The 18,343-nt window shown below is 67.5% G+C and carries 17 protein-coding genes; 5 read left to right on the plus strand and 12 right to left on the minus strand.

What is annotated here, in order from left to right; genetic code table 11:
• The 5 genes from B1790_RS05005 to B1790_RS05025 are packed head-to-tail and all read left to right on the plus strand — an operon-like array spanning position 1 to position 5,912.
• Complete coding sequence (locus B1790_RS05005) at positions 1-333, plus strand: TfoX/Sxy family protein (protein WP_079922103.1); 333 nt, start codon at positions 1-3, stop codon at positions 331-333.
• A 36-nt stretch (positions 334-369) separates the two neighbouring features.
• A complete protein-coding gene (locus B1790_RS05010; protein ID WP_079922104.1) occupies positions 370-1,014 on the plus strand; it encodes an endonuclease in 645 nt (214 codons plus the stop codon).
• A gap of 58 nt (positions 1,015-1,072) precedes the next feature.
• Positions 1,073-2,119 carry an endonuclease domain-containing protein gene (locus B1790_RS05015; protein ID WP_233164941.1) on the plus strand — a complete coding sequence of 349 codons (1,047 nt, stop codon included), beginning with the start codon at positions 1,073-1,075 and terminating at the stop codon, positions 2,117-2,119.
• Positions 2,116-2,736 carry a hypothetical protein gene (locus B1790_RS05020; RefSeq protein WP_079922105.1) on the plus strand — a complete coding sequence of 207 codons (621 nt, stop codon included), beginning with the start codon at positions 2,116-2,118 and terminating at the stop codon, positions 2,734-2,736. The genes B1790_RS05015 and B1790_RS05020 overlap by 4 nt, the downstream gene beginning before the upstream one ends.
• The gene (locus B1790_RS05025) at positions 2,736-5,912 is read left to right on the plus strand and encodes a helicase HerA domain-containing protein (protein ID WP_079922106.1); all 3,177 of its coding nucleotides are present in this window, start codon (positions 2,736-2,738) and stop codon (positions 5,910-5,912) included. The genes B1790_RS05020 and B1790_RS05025 overlap by 1 nt, the downstream gene beginning before the upstream one ends.
• Positions 5,913-5,987: 75 nt before the next feature.
• On the opposite strand, the gene dctA is transcribed toward B1790_RS05025, so the two are convergent.
• The 12 genes from dctA to B1790_RS05085 all read right to left on the minus strand — a co-directional run bounded on the left by dctA (position 5,988) and on the right by B1790_RS05085 (position 18,274).
• On the minus strand, positions 5,988-7,355 hold the full coding sequence (gene dctA / locus B1790_RS05030; RefSeq protein WP_079922107.1) for a C4-dicarboxylate transporter DctA: 1,368 nt from the start codon (positions 7,353-7,355) through the stop codon (positions 5,988-5,990).
• A 67-nt stretch (positions 7,356-7,422) separates the two neighbouring features.
• Positions 7,423-7,776 carry a VOC family protein gene (locus B1790_RS05035; protein ID WP_079922108.1) on the minus strand — a complete coding sequence of 118 codons (354 nt, stop codon included), beginning with the start codon at positions 7,774-7,776 and terminating at the stop codon, positions 7,423-7,425.
• Positions 7,777-7,870: 94 nt separating this feature from the next.
• Positions 7,871-8,920, minus strand: coding sequence for a sugar ABC transporter xylitol/L-sorbitol-binding protein XypA (xypA, locus tag B1790_RS05040; protein ID WP_079922109.1), 1,050 nt, complete (start codon positions 8,918-8,920; stop codon positions 7,871-7,873).
• A gap of 42 nt (positions 8,921-8,962) precedes the next feature.
• Positions 8,963-10,012, minus strand: a complete 1,050-nt coding sequence (locus tag B1790_RS05045) for a substrate-binding domain-containing protein (RefSeq protein ID WP_079922110.1) — start codon at positions 10,010-10,012, stop codon at positions 8,963-8,965.
• A 52-nt stretch (positions 10,013-10,064) separates the two neighbouring features.
• Positions 10,065-11,102 (minus strand): ABC transporter permease, encoded by a 1,038-nt coding sequence (locus B1790_RS05050; protein WP_079922111.1) that lies wholly within the window; start codon positions 11,100-11,102, stop codon positions 10,065-10,067.
• On the minus strand, positions 11,099-12,640 hold the full coding sequence (locus tag B1790_RS05055) for a sugar ABC transporter ATP-binding protein (protein ID WP_079922112.1): 1,542 nt from the start codon (positions 12,638-12,640) through the stop codon (positions 11,099-11,101). The genes B1790_RS05050 and B1790_RS05055 overlap by 4 nt, the downstream gene beginning before the upstream one ends.
• Positions 12,637-13,716, minus strand: a complete 1,080-nt coding sequence (locus B1790_RS05060) for a zinc-binding dehydrogenase (RefSeq protein ID WP_079922113.1) — start codon at positions 13,714-13,716, stop codon at positions 12,637-12,639. Before B1790_RS05060 ends, B1790_RS05055 begins: the two co-directional genes overlap by 4 nt.
• Positions 13,710-14,477 (minus strand): SDR family NAD(P)-dependent oxidoreductase, encoded by a 768-nt coding sequence (locus B1790_RS05065; RefSeq protein ID WP_079922114.1) that lies wholly within the window; start codon positions 14,475-14,477, stop codon positions 13,710-13,712. The genes B1790_RS05060 and B1790_RS05065 overlap by 7 nt, the downstream gene beginning before the upstream one ends.
• A complete protein-coding gene (locus tag B1790_RS05070; RefSeq protein ID WP_079922115.1) occupies positions 14,474-15,505 on the minus strand; it encodes an NAD(P)-dependent alcohol dehydrogenase in 1,032 nt (343 codons plus the stop codon). Before B1790_RS05070 ends, B1790_RS05065 begins: the two co-directional genes overlap by 4 nt.
• Positions 15,502-16,140, minus strand: coding sequence for a ribulose phosphate epimerase (locus B1790_RS05075; protein WP_079922116.1), 639 nt, complete (start codon positions 16,138-16,140; stop codon positions 15,502-15,504). Before B1790_RS05075 ends, B1790_RS05070 begins: the two co-directional genes overlap by 4 nt.
• Positions 16,137-17,621: a xylulokinase gene (xylB, locus tag B1790_RS05080; RefSeq protein ID WP_079922117.1), complete on the minus strand. Its 1,485-nt coding sequence runs from the start codon at positions 17,619-17,621 to the stop codon at positions 16,137-16,139. The genes B1790_RS05075 and xylB overlap by 4 nt, the downstream gene beginning before the upstream one ends.
• Positions 17,618-18,274: an SIS domain-containing protein gene (locus B1790_RS05085; RefSeq protein ID WP_079922118.1), complete on the minus strand. Its 657-nt coding sequence runs from the start codon at positions 18,272-18,274 to the stop codon at positions 17,618-17,620. The genes xylB and B1790_RS05085 overlap by 4 nt, the downstream gene beginning before the upstream one ends.
• Between the last annotated feature and the right edge of the window lie 69 nt (positions 18,275-18,343).

Consider the following 18,343-nt stretch of genomic DNA (forward strand, 5'->3'; position numbering starts at 1 on the left):
GTGCCCTACGACGAGGATTTGGCCCACCGCGTCCGTGAGCTGCTCAGTGAGACTGCCGGCGTCGACGAGAAGCGGATGTTCGGCGGCCTGGCGTTCATGGTCGGCGGCAACATGGCCGTGTGCGTCAGCGGCCAGGGCGGCCTGATGGTTCGCGTCCCCGCCGACGAGACCGACGCGCTGCTCGCACGCGCGCACGTCGAGCCGATGGTGATGGCAGGGCGCCAGACGCGCGGCTGGATCCGCGTGGGCACCGCCGGTGTGGCGACCAAACGGCAACTGCGCACGTGGGTCGACAAGGGCGCCCGCTACGCCGAAGGACTTCCCGCGAAGTAGCGGTTTGCCGCCATCGTCGTCGGGTATGCCCGCGCCATGGCGCAGAACGACTCTCGCCGCGGCGACATCGCCAAGCGGCTGCTGAGGGAGGCGGGCACCACCTACGCCCGCGAGGCAGGCATCACGCTCAAGGACACCCCGATGCCGCTGTTCGAACTGCTCGTCCTTTGCATGCTTGCCAGCAAGCCCGTCGACGCGGGCATTGCCGTCGCCGCCGCACGCGAGGTGTTCCACGTCGGCCTGCGCACACCCGAGGCCGTCCGCGACGCCGACCGCACGACCATGATCGACGCCTTCGGACGCGCGGCATACGCCCGCTACGACGAGAGTTCGGCGACTCGGCTCACGGAGATGGCCCGGACCGTCGGTGACGAGTACGGCGACGACCTGCGCAAGCTCGCCGACGCCGCCGACGGTGATGCAGCCGCCGCGGCCACGCTGCTGCAGCGATTCAAGGGCATCGGGGCGACCGGGTCCGACATCTTCCTTCGCGAGGTACAGGACACCTGGACGTGGGTGCGGCCGTTCTACGACGAGCGGGCGCGCGGTGCCGCCGAACAGCTTGGGCTGCCCACCGACCCGCTGGAGCTGAGCGCACTCGCCGCAGGCCGCGACGCCGAGTTCGCCGCGGCGCTGGTGCGGGCGTCGCTGTCCGACGACCTGCGCGCCGCCGTCGTCTGACGACTACGCGGCACCTAGGACAGAATGGGTGCGATACGACGACGGTGCAGGAGGTCGGGTGAGTTCAGCGGCATGCGGGCAACCGCTGTCGTCGACGCACCTTCCCGGTGGCCGGGTCGTCCGGCTGGCGGGCGTCACCGCGGAGCAGCTCGCGGTCAGTCTCGACCCGCTGCCCGACGGTTCGCCCGTGGTGATCCGTCACCGGCTCCTGACCGAGGTGTCGTCGGCCCAAGACGTAGTGGAGGACGTTCTCGGCCAACTCGAGTCCATCGCAATCGAGCTCTTTCCGGCCTGGTTGCCGGACGCCGGAGCCATCGACACCGCCAGCGACTTCGACCGTCGCGTGGTGCGGGAGGTCGCGCATCGGTATGCCGCCGACACCGCCCACTTCGGACCGTTCCTCGCCGACCTTGCCGAGGCGGCACTTGATGGCACGCCCACCGAGCGGCGCTTCGATCTCGACATCCGCGCCCGTGGGCTGACCAGGGCGATCACCGAGAGCTATGGCCGAGACGGCATCTCGCTACTGATTGGCGAGAACGGACCACACACCGACGGCGCTCAGCGGCGCGCTGCACTGGCCTTCGACTGGCTGGCCGACCACGGTGTCGGAACGTGGCTAGCCGCTGGCGTCCTGCCGCTCGTCGACCGCTATCCAACCTGGCAGCTGGCCGTCCCTGGGTATCTCGACGCCCTGTCGCGCGACGCCCCCGACGCGCCGCCGCCCGTCGACTATCCGGCGCTGGCGGGACTGCCGCATCCGGCCAGTGCGGCCGAGCAAGCCCTCGAGCGTCGTCTCGCCCGGTGCGCCTGGGCAGTCGGACGAACCTGGAATCAGCAGTACAGCGGCGGTTCGCTGGTGCCGCCCATCCGGGTGGATCTGATGTGGCCGGCCGAACGGTGCGTGGTGGAGATCGACGGACCGGACCACCGTGGCAGTCTCAAGTACGCAGCCGATCGACGGCGCGACAACGGCCTGACCCTCGACGGCTTCGCCGTGCTGCGATTCACCAACGAGGAGATCGACGACGATCCCTCTCGGGTTCTGGCCGTCATCGAAGGCCTGCTGTCGAAGAAGAGAACCAACGAAGGGAATCTGCCTTGAGCGTCGCCCCCGATGAACTCACCGGCACCGAGCAAGCCGTGCTGCTGGTTCTGATGGCCGAAGCGCGACCCGTCCGCAACCCCGAATTGCGCGATCTTGGGCCCGAACTGAAGAAGGGCGGTCGCGATCGCCTGCTCGAGAAGAAGCTGATCGAGGTCACGACGGAGAGTCGCGCCATGGCACTCGAGCTGACCGACAGTGGGTGGGCGACGTGCGCGGCCATCATCGGCGCCGCCGTTCCCGAGCGGCCGTCAGGTCAGGGTAGGGCGCTCTACACCGTCCTGCGCGCACTGCGACGCCACCTCGACCGTGAAGGCTTGGCTCCTGCCGACCTCTTCTTCGCACAGGATGACTCGGTCGACGTCGAAAGCCAGGTCCGGGCCGCGTACGTCAAACTCGCCGCTCGCGCCGGAGGCTGGGTGGACCTGGTGCGACTGCGCGCCGAACTGCCCGACGTGACCAAATCCGAGTTGGACGACGCGCTGACGCAGATGCAGCGCAAGCCGGGCGTCAGTCTCATTCCCGAGGAGAATCAGAAGACGTTGACCGACGAGGACCATGCGGCCGCCGTCGAGATCGGCAACCGGGCCAGGCACCTGATCGCGATCGAGTCGTGATGGATCCGCGGGAACGGGAAGCCCTCAAGTCCCTTCGTCTGTCGTTTGCGCCGTCGGCCGACGACCTGTGGAACGCACAGGGTGCGTTCCACGTGCCCGGCGTCCACGACAAGGCGCTCGAACAGGTGATGGACGCGTTCTCCGACGCCGACCGGCACCCAGAATCCAGCCCGCTGGGTGTGGTCGTGCGCGGCACCGCAGGCTCCGGCAAGACGCATCTGCTTGGCCAGGTCCGCGAGCGGGTGCAGGCCGGCGGCGGGTTCTTCTTCCTGTTGCAACTGCTCGATGCGACGAGCTTCTGGGAGTCGGCGCGGAGCAGCATTCTGGAGAGTCTCGGCCGGCCGGCACAGGACCGCGAAACTCAGCTCAAGCAACTCCTGTGGGAACTCGCATCGGTGGCTCACGTTTCCCGCGCTGATCGTCGGGCGGTGTCCGGTGAGGACGAACTCACCCCGGAGATCCTGACCGCCTTCGTCAACGCTCTCCACAAGGCGGCACCGCAGACGGTCCGCCAAACGCAGCACACCCTTCGCGCCCTCACCCTGCTCGGCGCCGATGATCTCGGTACCCAGGACATCGGGCAGGCGTACCTCAACTCCGCGGAGGACGTGGACGACACCGGTCGCAGGCACTGGGCGATCGGTGTGTCGACGTTGACGCCACAGGAGTGCGTGCGGGACATCTCGCGCTTGGTCGCGCTCGCCGGCCCGTCGGTGATGGCGATCGATCAGATCGACACCCTGCTGGCGCAGTCCGCCACGTCGACGGGGGGCCGCGACGACGGCACGACGGACAACCGCGACCTGGAGCACGTCGCGCACGGACTCATGTCGATCCGCGAGACGATGCGGCGCACCGCAGAGGTCGTGGCGTGCCTGCCGTCGGTGTGGGAGTCGATCCGATCGAGGGCGGCGGCGTCGGTGGCCGATCGATTCCGGGAAACCGCGCCCCTACACGAACTGCCGAGTGCCGACATCGGCCGGGCCATTCTCGAGCGCCGGTTCACCGCAAGCTACCGGGCCGTCGACTTCACACCCCGCTACCCGAGTTGGCCGATTCTGCCGTCGGCGTTCGACGACGCGCAGCAATACACCCCACGCCGACTGCTTCAGCGCGCCGACACCCATGTTCGCGCATGTCTCGATCGCGACGTGGTCGAGGAACTGGCCCACCTCAATGCATCCACCGACTCGGGGCAGCCCGCACCCGTCGACACACCGTTGGAAACGACCGATCTGGACCGCTTGTTCAACGACTTTCGCAGGCGAGCGGTCGGCGCGGCGGCTCTTGACCCCGAGGGCGAGGACATCACGGTGCCAGGCCTGCTGTCCGCCGCGTTGGACGCCTGGATCATCGAACGCGGCGACGCCGAGCAGACGTTCGCCCTCGACCCGCCTCCTGGCAAGCAGGTTCCGTTGCACGGCCGACTTCGGCAGCGCCTCGACGCAGTGACCGATGACGAACGGCACTGGGCGTTCCGGGCGATCGCGAGCGGCAACGCCATCGCAGTCCAGAATCGGATCAAGAACGCCTGTGTCGCAGCTGGTTTCGGCAGCAACGCAGACAAGCGCCAGTTGTTCCTGTTGCGGAACACCCCGTGGCCGGGTGGCGTGAAGACAGCTGAGGTGGTTGCCGCATTTGGGGAGTCCGGTGGTCGCACGCTCACGCTGTCGGATGACGATCTTCGTACCGCATCGGCGCTGCGCGATCTCATCGACGACAACCATCCCGACCTCGTCGGATGGTTGACGAGCCGTAGGCCCGCACATGGGCTGGGTTTCTTGCGAGAGGCGCTTGGCGACGAGGCTGGACCCGAGGCGGCCGAGATACCCACGCCGACAACGGTTTCCGAACCCGAGCCGATTCCAGAGCTGGAGCCAGAGCCGTGGGCGAAGCGGTTGAAGAAGGACGTCCCCCGCGAACAGGTCACCAGCACGGCGATTCCGCTCGGCGTCGACGACGCCACCGGGCAGCCGCTCAGCGTGGAGTTGCTTGCCCTGCGCAAGCACACCGCGATCTTCGCGGGGTCGGGATCGGGCAAGACGGTGTTGATCCGCCGACTCGTCGAGGAGTGCGCGCTGCGCGGGGTGTCGTCGATCGTGCTGGACCCCAACAACGACTTGGCGCGGCTCGGCGTGCCCTGGACGGAACACCCCAGCGGTTGGCGGGCGGCCGACTCGGCGTTGGCCGCGGACTACTTCGACAACACCGAGGTGGTCGTGTGGACGCCTCGCCGCTCAGCCGGACGGCCGCTGTCCTTTCAGCCCCTCCCGGACTTCGCCAGCGTCGTCGACGACCGCGACGAGTTCAACGAGGCAGTCGAATCTGCCTTCGCCGCAATGGAACCCCACGCTCACATCGCGGGCAAGACCCCCAAGGCCAACCAGTCGCGAGCGGTGCTTCGCGAGGCGCTGCAGTGGTACGGCCGGCGGTCGTCGCCCACGCTGACCGGGTTCCTGGGCGCACTCGCGGATCTGCCCGACGGCGTCAGCGTCATCGCGAATGCCCGTGACCGAGCGGCCGAGTTGAGTCAGAACCTGCGCGCCGCCATGGTCAACGACCCGATGTTCGGTGGCGACGGCGCCCCGGCCGACCCTGGATCGCTGTTGACGCCGTCGGATGGTTATCGCGCCAGGGTGTCGGTGATCAGCATGGTCGGACTCTCCGACGGGACGCAGCGCGAAGGGTTCGTGAACCAACTGCAGATGGCGTTGTTCGCGTGGATCAAGCGCAATCCGGCGGGTGATCGGCCACTCGGTGGTCTGCTGGTGATGGACGAGGCGCAGAACTTTGCGCCGTCGGGCCGCACCACGGTCGCGACGCGCAGCACGTTGGCGCTGTCGTCGCAGGCTCGCAAATACGGCTTGGGGTTGGTGTACGCCACCCAGGCCCCCCGCGGTCTCAACCCGAACATCCCCGGCAACGCGGCGACGCAACTGTTCGGACTGCTCAACGCGCCCGTCCAGATCGCCGTCGCCAAGGAGATGGCCCGGGTCAAGGGCGGCCTGGTGCCCGACATCAGCAGATTGCGGGCCGGAAACTTCTACGCTGCGCTCGAAGGCACTGCCTTTCAGAAGATCACGACGCCATGGTGTCTGTCGCAGCACCCACACAGTCCGCTCACCACCGAGGAGGTCCTCGAGTTGGCGCGCCGGCCGCTGGGGCCCAAGGGCTGATCTCGAGTGTGGGCCTCGCGCGCGAATTTTCGCGAATTCGCGTGCACGAGGCCCACGCTCGACGCGCGTGTAGCTCTAGCGCGCCGACACGACCACCTCGGGAACGTCCTCGGCCTCAACGGGTTCGGTCACGTCGCCGCGGAGCACGGCGCTCATGCGCTCGGAGTCCAGCTGGCCCTCCCAGCGCGCCACCACGATGGTCGCCACGCAGTTGCCGAGCAGGTTGACCGACACCCGCATCGAGTCCATGATCCGGTCGGCGCCCAGCAGCAGGGCGACCGCGGCCACCGGAATCGCTCCGTGCCCGATGGCGGCGACGGTCGCCGACAACGCCAGGAACGACGACCCTGGCACACCGGCCATGCCCTTGGAGGTCAGCATCAGCACCAGCACGGCGGTGATCTGCTCGCCGACGCTGAGGTCGACGCCGAGCGCCTGCGCCAGGAACAGTACGCAGATGGACAGGTACAGCGTGGCACCGTCGAGGTTGAACGAATAGCCCGTTGGAACCACCAAACCCGTTGTGGTCCTCGAGCATCCGGCGAAGATCAACTTGTCCATGATCCGTGGCAGCACCACTTCGGTGGAGGCCGTTCCCAGCGCGAGGAACAGCTCGTCCTTGATGTAGACCACGAAGCGCCACAGGTTGACGCCGGCGAGGAACCACACGATCACCCCGAGGACAAGGATGAACAGCGCCGCCCCGAGATAGCAGGCACCAATCAGCTTGGCGTAGCTGCCCAACGACGAGATGCCGTACTGGCCGATGATGTAGGCCATTGCGCCGAACGCGGCCAGCGGCGCCAGCTTCATGATCCATCCGATGATGGTGAACAGCAGGCTGCTGAGGTGCTCGATCAGCTCGAAGACCACCGGCGGACCGTGCTCACCGAACTTGGCCAGCGCCAACCCGAATAGCACCGCGAAGAAGAGGACCTGGAGCAGCTGATTCTCCGCGAAGGCCGAGAACACCGACGTCGGAATGATGTTCAGCAAGAACTCCACGGTGTGGGGCAGTTCCCCGCTGCCCGTCTTCTTGGCGACGGCGTCGGCCCCGGAGGCCAGCGTCTGAGGATCGATGTTGAAGCCCGCGCCGGGTTTGACGACGTTGGCGATCACCAGTCCGAACAGCAGCGCGAAGGTGGTGACGACCTCGAAGTAGATCAGGGCCTTCACGCCGATGCGGCCCACCGACTTGAGATCGCCGACGTGGGCGATCCCGATCACCACGGTGCAGAAAATGATCGGCGCGATCAGCATCTTGATCAGCTTGATGAAGGCGTCCGCGACCGGCTTGAGATCGGCACCGAACGCGGGCCAGAGCCAGCCGACCAGAATGCCCGCGACGATGGCGACCAGGAGTTGGGTGAACAGCGACGTGTACCACCGCGATCTCCGCGGCGTGTCCGCCGCGCCGTTCGTCGCCTGCTGGGAGTCGGTCATCGACAATGGATACGTCGATGACGTGTCGGAACGATGAGACGCTTGTAACGGGGACGCTACGAACGGGTCAGTACTCCACGCGGAAGTTGCCGATCAGTCGGATCAGGTTGCCGTCCGGGTCCGTCAAGGTCGCCAACTCGACGCCCTTGTTCACGCCTTCGATCTCACCCGGCGCGAGCCCGCGCTCGTCGGCCTCGGCGACGTGGGCCGCGAGATCGTCGACGGCGAAGTTCACCAGGCCGCTTCCGGCCCGTTCCTCGTCGACGAAGACCTGCACCCAGCCGCCGGGCACCACCTGCCATTCGACGAGCACCGGCATCGGGTTGTTGTCGGGTGCGCGACCGAAGAGTTTCTCGTAGAAGGCCTTCGCCGCGTCCAGGCTGGTGACGGGGACGACGGCAAATACGTGTTCAAAGGTCATGTTGGTACGGACCGCCCTGGCTCGAAAAACTCATCTCAAATGACGAAACGGGGCCGGCCACGGATGTGGTCGGCCCCGCGTCGTCGGAACTGCGTTACGGCTTCTTCTGTCCCGGAATGCCCTCGTAGGCGATGTCGCCGGTCTTGAGGTTCTGGGCGGTCAGCTCGCCAAGGCCGTCGAGGAACTTCTGGCGCTCGGTGACGACGTGCTGGATCGCGACGTCGACGTTGTCCTTGGTGATGGCGGGCATCACGTAGACGGGAGCCTTGTTGACGTCTTCCTTCTTGACCAGCGCGTTGGCGACGGCCAACCCTGCGGACAGCTCCACGGTGCCGTTCTGCAGCGAGGTGCCGATGAACTCACCGCTCTTGACGGCGTTGAGGCCGTCCTCGATGCCGTCGATGCCGACGATCGGCACGTCGGTGCGGTTGGCTTCCTTCAGCGCCTGCAGCGCGCCCAAGCCCATGTCGTCGTTCTGGGACACGACGCCGTTGATTTGCGGTCCGAAGCTGGAGATCCAGTTCTTCATCTTGTTGACCGCTTCGTCGCGCTTCCAGTTCGCGGTGTCCTTGGCCAGCACCTTGATGTCCGGGTACTTGGCGAGCACCTGGTCGATGCCCTTGCCGCGGTTGATCTCACCGGAACCGCCGAGGGGCCCCTGCAGGATCACGATGTTGCCCTTGCCGCCGAGGCGGTCGGCCATCATCTGCATTTCCTGCGCACCGGCGGCGACGTCGTCGGGCTGCACGTTGCCCGCGAGATCGGGGCTGTCGAGCGCGGCGTTGACCGCCAACAGCGGAATGCCCTTGGACTTGGCGGCCTGGATCTGCGGGCCCAGCGAATCCGCTTGCACCGGAACGACGATGATCGCGGCGACGCCCTGGTTGATCAGCGAGTCGACCTGGCTTGCCTGGGTGGACACGTCGTTGTTGGCCGAGTTCCACACCAATTCGATGTTGTTGGCCTTGGCATAGGTGTCCATGCCCTCCTTGCCCGCGGTGATGAACGAGCTCATGTCGTACACCGTGACACCGATGCGGGTGGTGTCACTGTTGGCCGCGGTGTCGCCCGCGCCGCAGGCGGTCATGCCGATCGTCAGCGCGCCCGCCGAGGCGATGACGCCCAGCTTGGTGGTCAGTCTCATCTATTCACTTTCTCCAATGATGTTGTAACGGAAAGGGGTTGATCAGGGCTGCTTCTGGCCGGGGATTCCCTCGTAGGCGATGTCGCCGGTCTCGAGGTTCTTCTTGGTCAGCTCGGACAGTCCGGCCAGGAACTCCGCTCGCTTGGTGACGACGTGCTCGATCGCGACGTCGACGTTCGCCTGCGTGATCGCCGGCATGATGTAGACGGGGTTGGTGTTGACCTGTTCCTTCTTGGCAAGCGCGTTGGCGACGGCCAGACCGGCGGAGAGCTCCACGGTGCCGTTCTGCAGCGACGTTCCGATGAACTCACCGCTCTTGACGGCGTTCAGCCCGTCCTCGATGCCGTCGATGCCCACGATCGGCACGTCGGTGCGACCGGCTTCCTTGAGCGCCTGCAGGGCACCGAGGCCCATGTCGTCGTTCTCGGCGACCACGCCGGTGATCTGCGGCCCGAAGCCCGAGATCCAGTTCTTCGTCTTGTTGACCGCTTCGTCACGCTTCCAGTTGGCGGTGTCCATCGCCAGCACCTTGATGTCCGGGTACTTGGCGAGGATGTTCTGAATGCCCTTGGTGCGGTCGAGTTCGCCGGACTGGCCGAGCGGCCCCTGCAGAACGACGATGTTGCCCTTGCCGCCGAGCTTGTCGGCCATCATCTGCATTTCCTGCTCACCGGCCTTGACGTCGTCGGGCTGCACGTTGGCGGCAATGTCCTTGCTGTTGAGCGCGGCGTTCACCGGAACCAGCGGGATGCCCTTGGCCTTGGCCGACGCCACCTGCGGGCCGAGCGAATCGGCTTGCACGGGAACGACGATGATCGCGGCGACGCCCTGGTTGATCATCTGGTCGACCTGGTTGGCCTGAGTGGAGACGTCGAGGTTCGCCGAGTTCCACACCAGCTCGATGTTGTTGTCCTTGGCGTACTGGTCCATCCCCTCCTTGCCCGCGGTGATGAACGAACTCATGTCGTACACCGAGACGCCGATTCGGGTCTTGCCGCTTTGGGATTCGGTGTCACCCGCGCCGCACGCGGTCAGGCCCAAGCCCAACAGCCCTGCGGAGGCGACGGCGACGAACTTCGTTGTCAGTCTCATCTGGTCTCTCACTCTCGTTCGTTGATGTGAAAACGTGGTCGTGGACAAGGGTTTACGTTCTTCGCCGGGTCGACCACACGTCGACCGCGACCGCTGCGACGATCAGCACACCCTTGATCACGTCCTGCCAGTAGGCGGGCACGACGAGGATGTCCAAGCCGTTGTTCAGCGTCTGAATGATGAAGAGGCCCAGCACGGTTCCCCAGATGGTGCCGCGGCCGCCCATCAGGCTGGCGCCGCCGATCACCACTGCGGCGATGGCGTCGAGTTCGTAGCCCTGCCCCAGGTTGGGGGGTCCGGAGATGACGCGGGAGGACAGCATCACGCCCGAGATTCCGGCCAGCAGGCCGGACAGTGCGTAGACGCTGAACAACACGTTCTTGGCGTTGATGCCTGCGATCTCCGCGGCGTTGCGGTTGCCGCCGACGGCGTACACGCGCATCCCGTAGGTGGTCCGCTTCATCACGATCGCCAGCACGATGATGCCGATGATCATGACGAGGACCGGGATCGTCAGCCCGAAGATCTTGGTGTTGGCGATGGAACCGAATTCGGCGGGCAGCCCGTTGATCGGGGCGCCGCCACCGATGACGTAGGCAAGACCCGAGCCCGCGGTCAACGTGCCCAACGTCGCGATGAACGGTGGCACGTTTATTCGGGACACCAGGATTCCGTTGATGGAACCGACGGCCAGGCCGACGACCATCGCCACGGCGACGGTCATCCACACCTGACCGGGATTGGCCTTGGCGGTCGCCGCACCAGCCATGGCCGACACCGCAATCACCGAGCCGACCGACAGGTCGATGCCGCCGGTGAGCACCACCAGCGTCTGGCCCAGCGCGATGAGCGCGAACGGAGCGGCCGCCACCAGGATGGTCAGGAGGTTGTCGACGGTGCCGAAACGTGCACTGCGGTAACTGAAGTAGGCAATCACCAACAGCATGATGATGACCATCGAGTAGCGAAGCGCGATGCCGCCGATCCACTCGCGGGAGAACAGCCGCACGGGCTCCCCCGTGATCGGCGACGTGACGACCGGCGTACTACCGGATGGCTCCGGGGTCGTGGTGTCGACTGGGGTGGTCACGATTGTTCCTCCGGGTCGGGATGTTGGACGTGTTTGGGGCCGTCGAGTGCAGTCGCCATCCGGAACACGGATTCCTGCACCGCCGGATGGTCGAGGGCGTCGCGGTCGAGCTCGCCGACGAAGGTGCCGTCGCGCATGACGAAGGCTCGGTGGGACAGCCCGATGATCTCCGGCATATCCGACGACGCCATCAGCACCGCCATGCCGGCTTCGGCGAATTCGGTGATGATGCGGTAAATCTCGCTGCGCGCACCGACGTCGACCCCGCGTGTCGGCTCGTCGAGCAGCAGCACGTTGACGTCGCCGGTCAACCAGCGGGCCAGCACGACCTTCTGCTGGTTGCCGCCAGAGAGCGTGCCGACGAGCTGGCCCATTCCGCTGCTGCGCAGCCGCACGGACTTCATCACGTCGGAGACGGCCGTGGTGCGGGACTTGCCCTTGAGCCAGCCCGCGACGCTGAACGACGACAGTCGCGGAAGCGATCCGTTGTCGAGCACGCTCATCGACAGCACGACCCCGGAGATCTTGCGGTCCTCGGGAACCATCGCCATGCCCGCGGTGATCGCCGCGGCGGGAGAGTTGCGCTTGACGCTCTTGCCCCGCACGACGATCTCACCGGAACTGGTGTGCCTGGCGCCGAAGATGGCCTCCAGCAACTCCGTTCGTCCCGCGCCGACCAGACCGGCCAGTCCGACGATCTCACCCGAGCCGACCGTGAACGACACCGGTTCCGAGGCGCCGTCGACCTGTAGGTTGCGCACCTCGAGCACGGCGTCGGACTTCGGTGCGACCCGATCGGGGAACAACCCGTTGAGTTCCCGGCCGATCATCGCGGTGACGATGTCGTCGTCGGTGACCTCGGTGAGCGGCTCGTCGAGTATCAGCCCGCCGTCGCGAAGCACCACCACTCGGTCGGCGATGGCCCGGATCTCGGCCATCTTGTGGGTGGTGTAGACCATCGCGACGCCGTGTTCACGCAGCCGTCGGACGATGCCGTACAGCCCCTCGACCTCGCGTTCGGAGATGGCCGAGGTGGGCTCGTCGAGCATCACGACCTGGGCCCCCGTGCGGGCCGCCTTGACGATCTCCACGATCTGCCGCAATCCGACGGGCAGGCTGCCCATCCGCGCGGTCGGCGAGATGTCCACGCCGAACACCGCCAGGGCTTCCTTCGCCTCGCCGATCATCGCCTTGCGGTTCAGGAACGGCCCGGCCTTGATCTCCCGTCCCACGAACAAGTTCTCGTAGACCGTCATGTCCTCGATGGACGCCAGCTCCTGCGGCACGATCGCCACGCCGTGGCGGACCGCGTCACGCGGGTTGCCGGGCGTCAGGTGGGTGCCCGACACCGTGACCGTTCCGCCGTCGGCACTGTACTGGCCGCTCACGATCTTCATCAGCGTCGACTTGCCTGCACCGTTCTCACCGGCCAGCGCGGTGACCGTCCCCGGCTCGAGGTTCAGGGTGATGCCCTTGAGCACCGGCACACCGCCGAAACTCTTGGTGATGTCGGCACATTCGAGGATGGCTGAGCTCATCTCACACTTCCCGTCGCTTCGCTCGCCCCACCGATGTTCACCAGGACCTTCACGTTCTCCGGGTCCATCGACGCCCCGAACGCCTCGGCGGAGTGTTCGAAGTCGTAGCGAGCCGTGATGATCTCGTCGACGGGAACCGCACCCGAGGACAGCAGGTCCATCGCGGCGGTGTAGTCCTCGCGGACGTACATCAGACTGCCGATCAAGGCGATCTCGCGATCCTGGATCAGGTCCAAGCGCACCGGGACGGCGCCCGCGGCGACGCCGACGACCATCACAGCGCCGCCCTTGTCCACCAACTCGATCGCCTGGGCCACCGAGCTCTCCCTGGCCACGCAGTCGACCACGACGGCGGCGGGACCACCGAGCAGGGCCAGCGCCGAGGTGACCGCATCGGGTGCGGTGGGGTCGAAAGTGCCTGCCGCACCCAGTCGTTCGGCCCGCTCTCGCTTGGACTCCAGCAGGTCGGCGACCACGACCTTGGCCCCGGCGTCTCGCAGCGCCAGCAGCACGAACAGTCCGATGGGGCCTGCCCCGATCACCACGACGGGGCGATCCCGCAGATCGCCGACCGTCTCGGCGGCGCGGCGGACGGCGTGCACCGGGGTGGCCAGCGGCTCGATGAGGATGGCGTGGTCGTCGTCGAGCGCGGGGTCCAGCGCGATGACCCGATCGACGGCGACGGTGAAGCTGTCAGCCAGCCCGCCGGGGGTTTGGCAACCCAGCACCAGCAGTTCCTGGCAGATGTTGTATCGGCCTGCCCGGCACTGCGTGCAGTGCCCGCAGGCGAGGTTGGGCTCCACGACGACGCGGGTCCCGACCCAGGAGTCGTCGACTCCGGCACCCACGGCGTCGACGACGCCGATCACCTCGTGCCCGGGGCGGTACGGCAGGTCGATGAACGGGTGATGACCGCACGCCGCGTGTGTATCCGATCCGCAGATCCCGACGACGGTGCCGCGGATGCGGACCTCGCCAGCCTCGGGACCGGCTTCGGGCACCGTCTCGAAGACGATGTCGTCGATCGCGTTGACGACGACGCGGCGGTTCTCCCCGGGGGCGGCCGGGCTCACCATGCGGTGTACCCGCCGTCGGCGACGAGAACCGATCCGGTGATGAACGACGCGGCGTCGCTGGCGAGGAAGACCACGCTCGGGGCGATCTCCTCGGGCATCGCGTAGCGCTGCTGGGGTGCGTCGTCGATCCAGTACCGCTTGAGGTCGGGCCGGTCGACCGGTGCCATCTCGGTCTTGCAGTAGCCGGGGGCCACGGCGTTGACGCGGATGCCCAGCGGACCCCATTCGGCGGCAAGCGATTTGGTGAGGTGGTGCACCGCCGCCTTCGACGCGTTGTATGCCGGCTGCATCTGCGGCCGGTTGACGATCAGGCCGGACATCGACCCGATGTTGACCACCGAACCCGATCCGCGTTCGCGCATGTGGGCGCCGACGGCCAGCGAGCACGCCCACAGCGCCTTGACGTTGAGGTCGAACACGTCGTCCCACTGCTGTTCGGTGACGTCCCAGGAGTCGGCGTGGTAGCAGGTGCCCGCGTTGTTGACCAAGACGTCGACGTGTCCGAGCGCCTCGACGGCCTCGGCCGTCATCCGTGCCACGTCGTCGGCCTTGGTGATGTCGGCGGTGATCGGGTGCATCGTGTGCCCGGCTTCCGCCGCCTCTGCCACGACCGTCGCGTTGCGCTCGGCGCTGCGGCCCGCGATGGCCACGGTGGCGCCCGCGTCGGCAAGACCGAACGCGAACGCCCGCCCGAGTCCCTGGTTGCCGCCGGTGACCAGCGCGGTGCGGCCGGTCAGGTCGAATGGTGAGCGCTTGGTCACGAGGGCACCACGATCGACTTGAGGCTGGCGGGATCGGTGTCGCTGTCGAGCGCCTCACCGACGTGTTCCAGGTCGTACCTGCCGGTCACCATCCCGTCGAGGTCGACGGCACCGGAGGCCACCAAATGGATTGCAGCGGGCCAGGTGTCGGTGTAGCGGAACACGCCGGTCACGTTGATCTCCATGTTCTGGATGTGGCCGATGGGTAGCGGGTAGTCCCCGGAGCCCATCCCGACCAGCACGACGTAGCCGGCCGGGCCGACGGCCTTGATGCCGCTGGTGACCGCCGGAGCGGCGCCGCTGGCGTCGATGAACACGTCGACCTGAGGATCGAGTGCGGCGACGTCGTCGACCATCGGATCGAGGACCTCGGTCGCCCCGAAGCGCAACACGGCCTCCCGCCGCGACTCGAGCGGGTCCGACACGACGACGCGGGACGCACCGAAGGCACGCGCGGTCTGCGCGCAGATCACGCCGATCGGTCCGGCACCCGCGATGAGCACCGAGGTGCCCGGCGCCACGTGCGCCTTGCGCATAGTGGTGACGGCGACCGACAGAGGCTCCAGCAGTGCAGCGGCCTCATCCGACATGGAATCCGGGACGGGATGGGCGAATTCGGCGTCGATGACGACGTAGCGGCAAAATGCGCCGTCGATCGGCGGGGTGGCGTAGAACTCCATGTACGGGCACAGGTTGTACCGCCCGGCCATGCACTGCTTGCACCGGCGACACGGGTGCTGCGGCTCGACGGCCACACGCTGTCCGACCCGGGTCGGGTCGACCTGGTCGCCGACGGCGGCGATGCGGCCCGACAGTTCGTGTCCGAGGATCATCGGGTCCTCGACGACGAAGTCGCCGATGCGGCCGTGGCGGTAGTAGTGCACGTCGGAGCCACAGACGCCGACGGCGGCCACCTCCACCAGAACCTCGTGGGACCCCGGCGTCGGGACGGGCCGGTCCTCGATCTTCAGCGTTCCGACGCCGGTCATCACACTCGCGCGCATGGTGTCGGAAATGGTCTCGGTCATATTGCTTCCCTTCGTTCGGATGTCAGGAGGGCCCGGCCGACGACTATCTGCTGGACACCGGCGGCAGCGCACAGCGGCGCGATCTCCTCGGTGACTCCGCCGTCGACGGCAACGGGTAGTTCGGATCTGGTGGTGCAGGCGGTGACGAGACTCAGTCGCTCGAGTCCACAGCGGTCCTTGGTACCGGGTTCGATGAGCATCACCAGAACACCGTCGGGTTCGGCGGGCCATTGCGGATCGGCGAGGCCGTCCCATTCCCGCCACACCGCGATCCACGCCGAGCCGCCGGCGGCGCGGATGGCGTGCGCCCGCTCGGACGTGAAGGCCTGCCACGGCAGGAACACCGCACCGGGGTGGAGCGCGAGGATCTTCGGGAGCACCGCGTCGACGAAGTCCGCCGAGCCGATCAGGTGGACGCCGATCTTCTGGCGGTCGACGGCCGTCGAGATCATCTGCAGCTCAGCCAGACTCACACCGGCTGGCAAACCCTCCGACACTGCCATGACGTCGACGTGGACGTCGAGTCCCGTGTCGGCCAACGTGAGCGCGGCGGCGACCCGGGAGTCCGTCGCGGAGTACACCGAACCGGCCAGCAGACCGGGAAAGTCGCGATGCCAGGGTGCCAATGCGATCATCGCCCGCCTCCGTCCAGTAGCGGCGACGCCGCGAGCGACGCCCACCGCGCCCTGAGCGCGGGGAGATCCCTGCCGTGCGAACGTGGTTCGACGCGGGTTCTGGCATCGGGCTGCCATCGCTTGGCCAGGTCGACGAGCCCCGCCCGGTCGGCACGGGAGGCCACGGCGGCGGCCTGGATACAGGCGCCCCGGGCGGTCGCTTCGTCGACGTCGGGCACCGTCACCTCGTCGTCGAGCAGGTCGGCCAGCAGTTGCAGCGTCGCGGGTGAGCGCGCTCCCCCACCGACGGCCGTTGCGGCGCCGGTCATTTCGACACCGCATGCGAGGAGGCTGTCGCGGCCGGACATCAGCGACAGCAGTGGACCTTCGACGAAGGCGCGCGCCAGTTCCTCACGGGTGCTGCCCGACGTGAGGTCGGCGACGGCGCCGCGGGCATCGGGTCGGTCCGGGGTGCGTTCCCCGTCCAGGAACGGCACCAGCACCGGCCCCTGGGTGGGCCCCGCAGCGAGCGCAAGCTCGGAGATCCCGGCAAGATCGGTGCCGAGAAGTACCGCCGCACGGTCCACGACCCGTGCGGCGTTGAGGGTGCTCATCAACGGCAGATACCCGCCCGTCATGTCGGCGACACCGTCCACGGCACCGGTCGTGTCGAAGACGGGGCCCCGCGAGGACGTCGCCACCACACCCGAGGTGCCGATGCTGAAGTACTGGTCTCCGTCGGTCAGGCCCAGCCCGAGATAGGCGGCATGCTGGTCGCCACCGCCCGCGCCGACCACCACGTCGTCCCCGATGCCGAGCAGAGCCGCCCTGGCGGGTAGCACCCGTCCCGCCGCATCGGTCGGTCCGAGCACGGTCGGCAGCTTCGCGGCCCAGTCCCGTGACCCGGCCGCCACCTCGAGGTAGGACGGGATCCACTGTCCCTCAACGGCGTCGAAGTACCCGGTGCCGGACGCCTCCGAGCGGTCGGTCACCTTCTCCCCGGTCAACCAGAACGTCAGGTAGTCGTGCGGCAGGAGCATCGTGTCGACTCGGTCCAGCAGCCCCGGCTCGTGCTCGGCGACCCACGCCAGCTTGGCGATGGTGAAGGCCGCGGTCGGCAACGTGCCGATCCGCATGACCCAGCGGCGGGCCCCGATGCGCTCGACGAGGCGCGCGAGGTTGGGTGCCCCGGTCGTGTCGTTCCACAACTTGGCGGCGCGGAGCACCTCGCCCTGCGCGTCGAGCAGCACCAGGCCGTGGCATTGCGCCGCAACGGAGATCGCCCGGATGTCGGGGCGCTCGGCGCACGCGGCCATGGCCTGGCCCGCGGCGGTGACCAGCGCGGCGACCCAGTCACGTGGATGCTGCTCACTGCACGGCGGAAAGGCAGGCGGGTGCGGGGCGGCGCCCGAACCAAGAATGTTCCCCGAGGCCAGGTCGCGGATCTCGACCTTGCACGATTGCGTCGACGAGTCGACGCCCATTACGGCCGGTGTGGTCATGCGCCGCGCACCACCGGTGCCGACTCGTCGCCGGAACGGTGGCCACGGGCACCGACGCCACCGGCCGGATGACCGTCGACGACGTCGCGGAGGGTGTGACCGCGCATCGACATGGTCACCACGGCCACCGCGTCACTCCACGCGCCGACGGCCAGGGTGCTCGCCATCGCGATCATGTCGCCGGGATCGGCGTCGGACGGCGTCGGCGGCAGCGGGGCGACACTGCTCGCCGCGGTCGCGAAGGGTGAGTCGGGGCTCTCCGTCACGGCGACGACGTGAATGCCGCGACGGCCGAGACGCTCGACGAGGCTGGTGAGTTCGGTGCTCCGGCCCGTCTTCGAGATCGCGACGACGAGATCCGACGGCGTGATCGCGCCCATCCCGCCGTGCAGTGCGTCCATCGAAGGCAGGTACACCGCGGGCGTGCCGCAGACCGAGAGGAGGTGAGCCAGTCGCTCGGCCATGATGCCGGAGGTGCCGGAGCCGGTCGTCACGACTTTGCCTGCGACGGCGAACATCTGGTGGGCGACCGTGACGATGCTCGACTCGACCGCTCCCACGAGCGCCGCGATCGCGGCGGACTCCCGGGACAACACCTCACCGGCGAGGTTGGCCAGGCCCTCTTCGTCGAGACCGGGGTCGTCGCTGCTCAACTGTCAACCTTGCTGCTAGTGAGATTCTTGTGTGATGTGGATCATGCAATGCGTATGCTCACATGTCAA

This window comes from Mycobacterium sp. AT1 (assembly GCF_002043095.1).
Taxonomy (GTDB): domain Bacteria; phylum Actinomycetota; class Actinomycetes; order Mycobacteriales; family Mycobacteriaceae; genus Mycobacterium.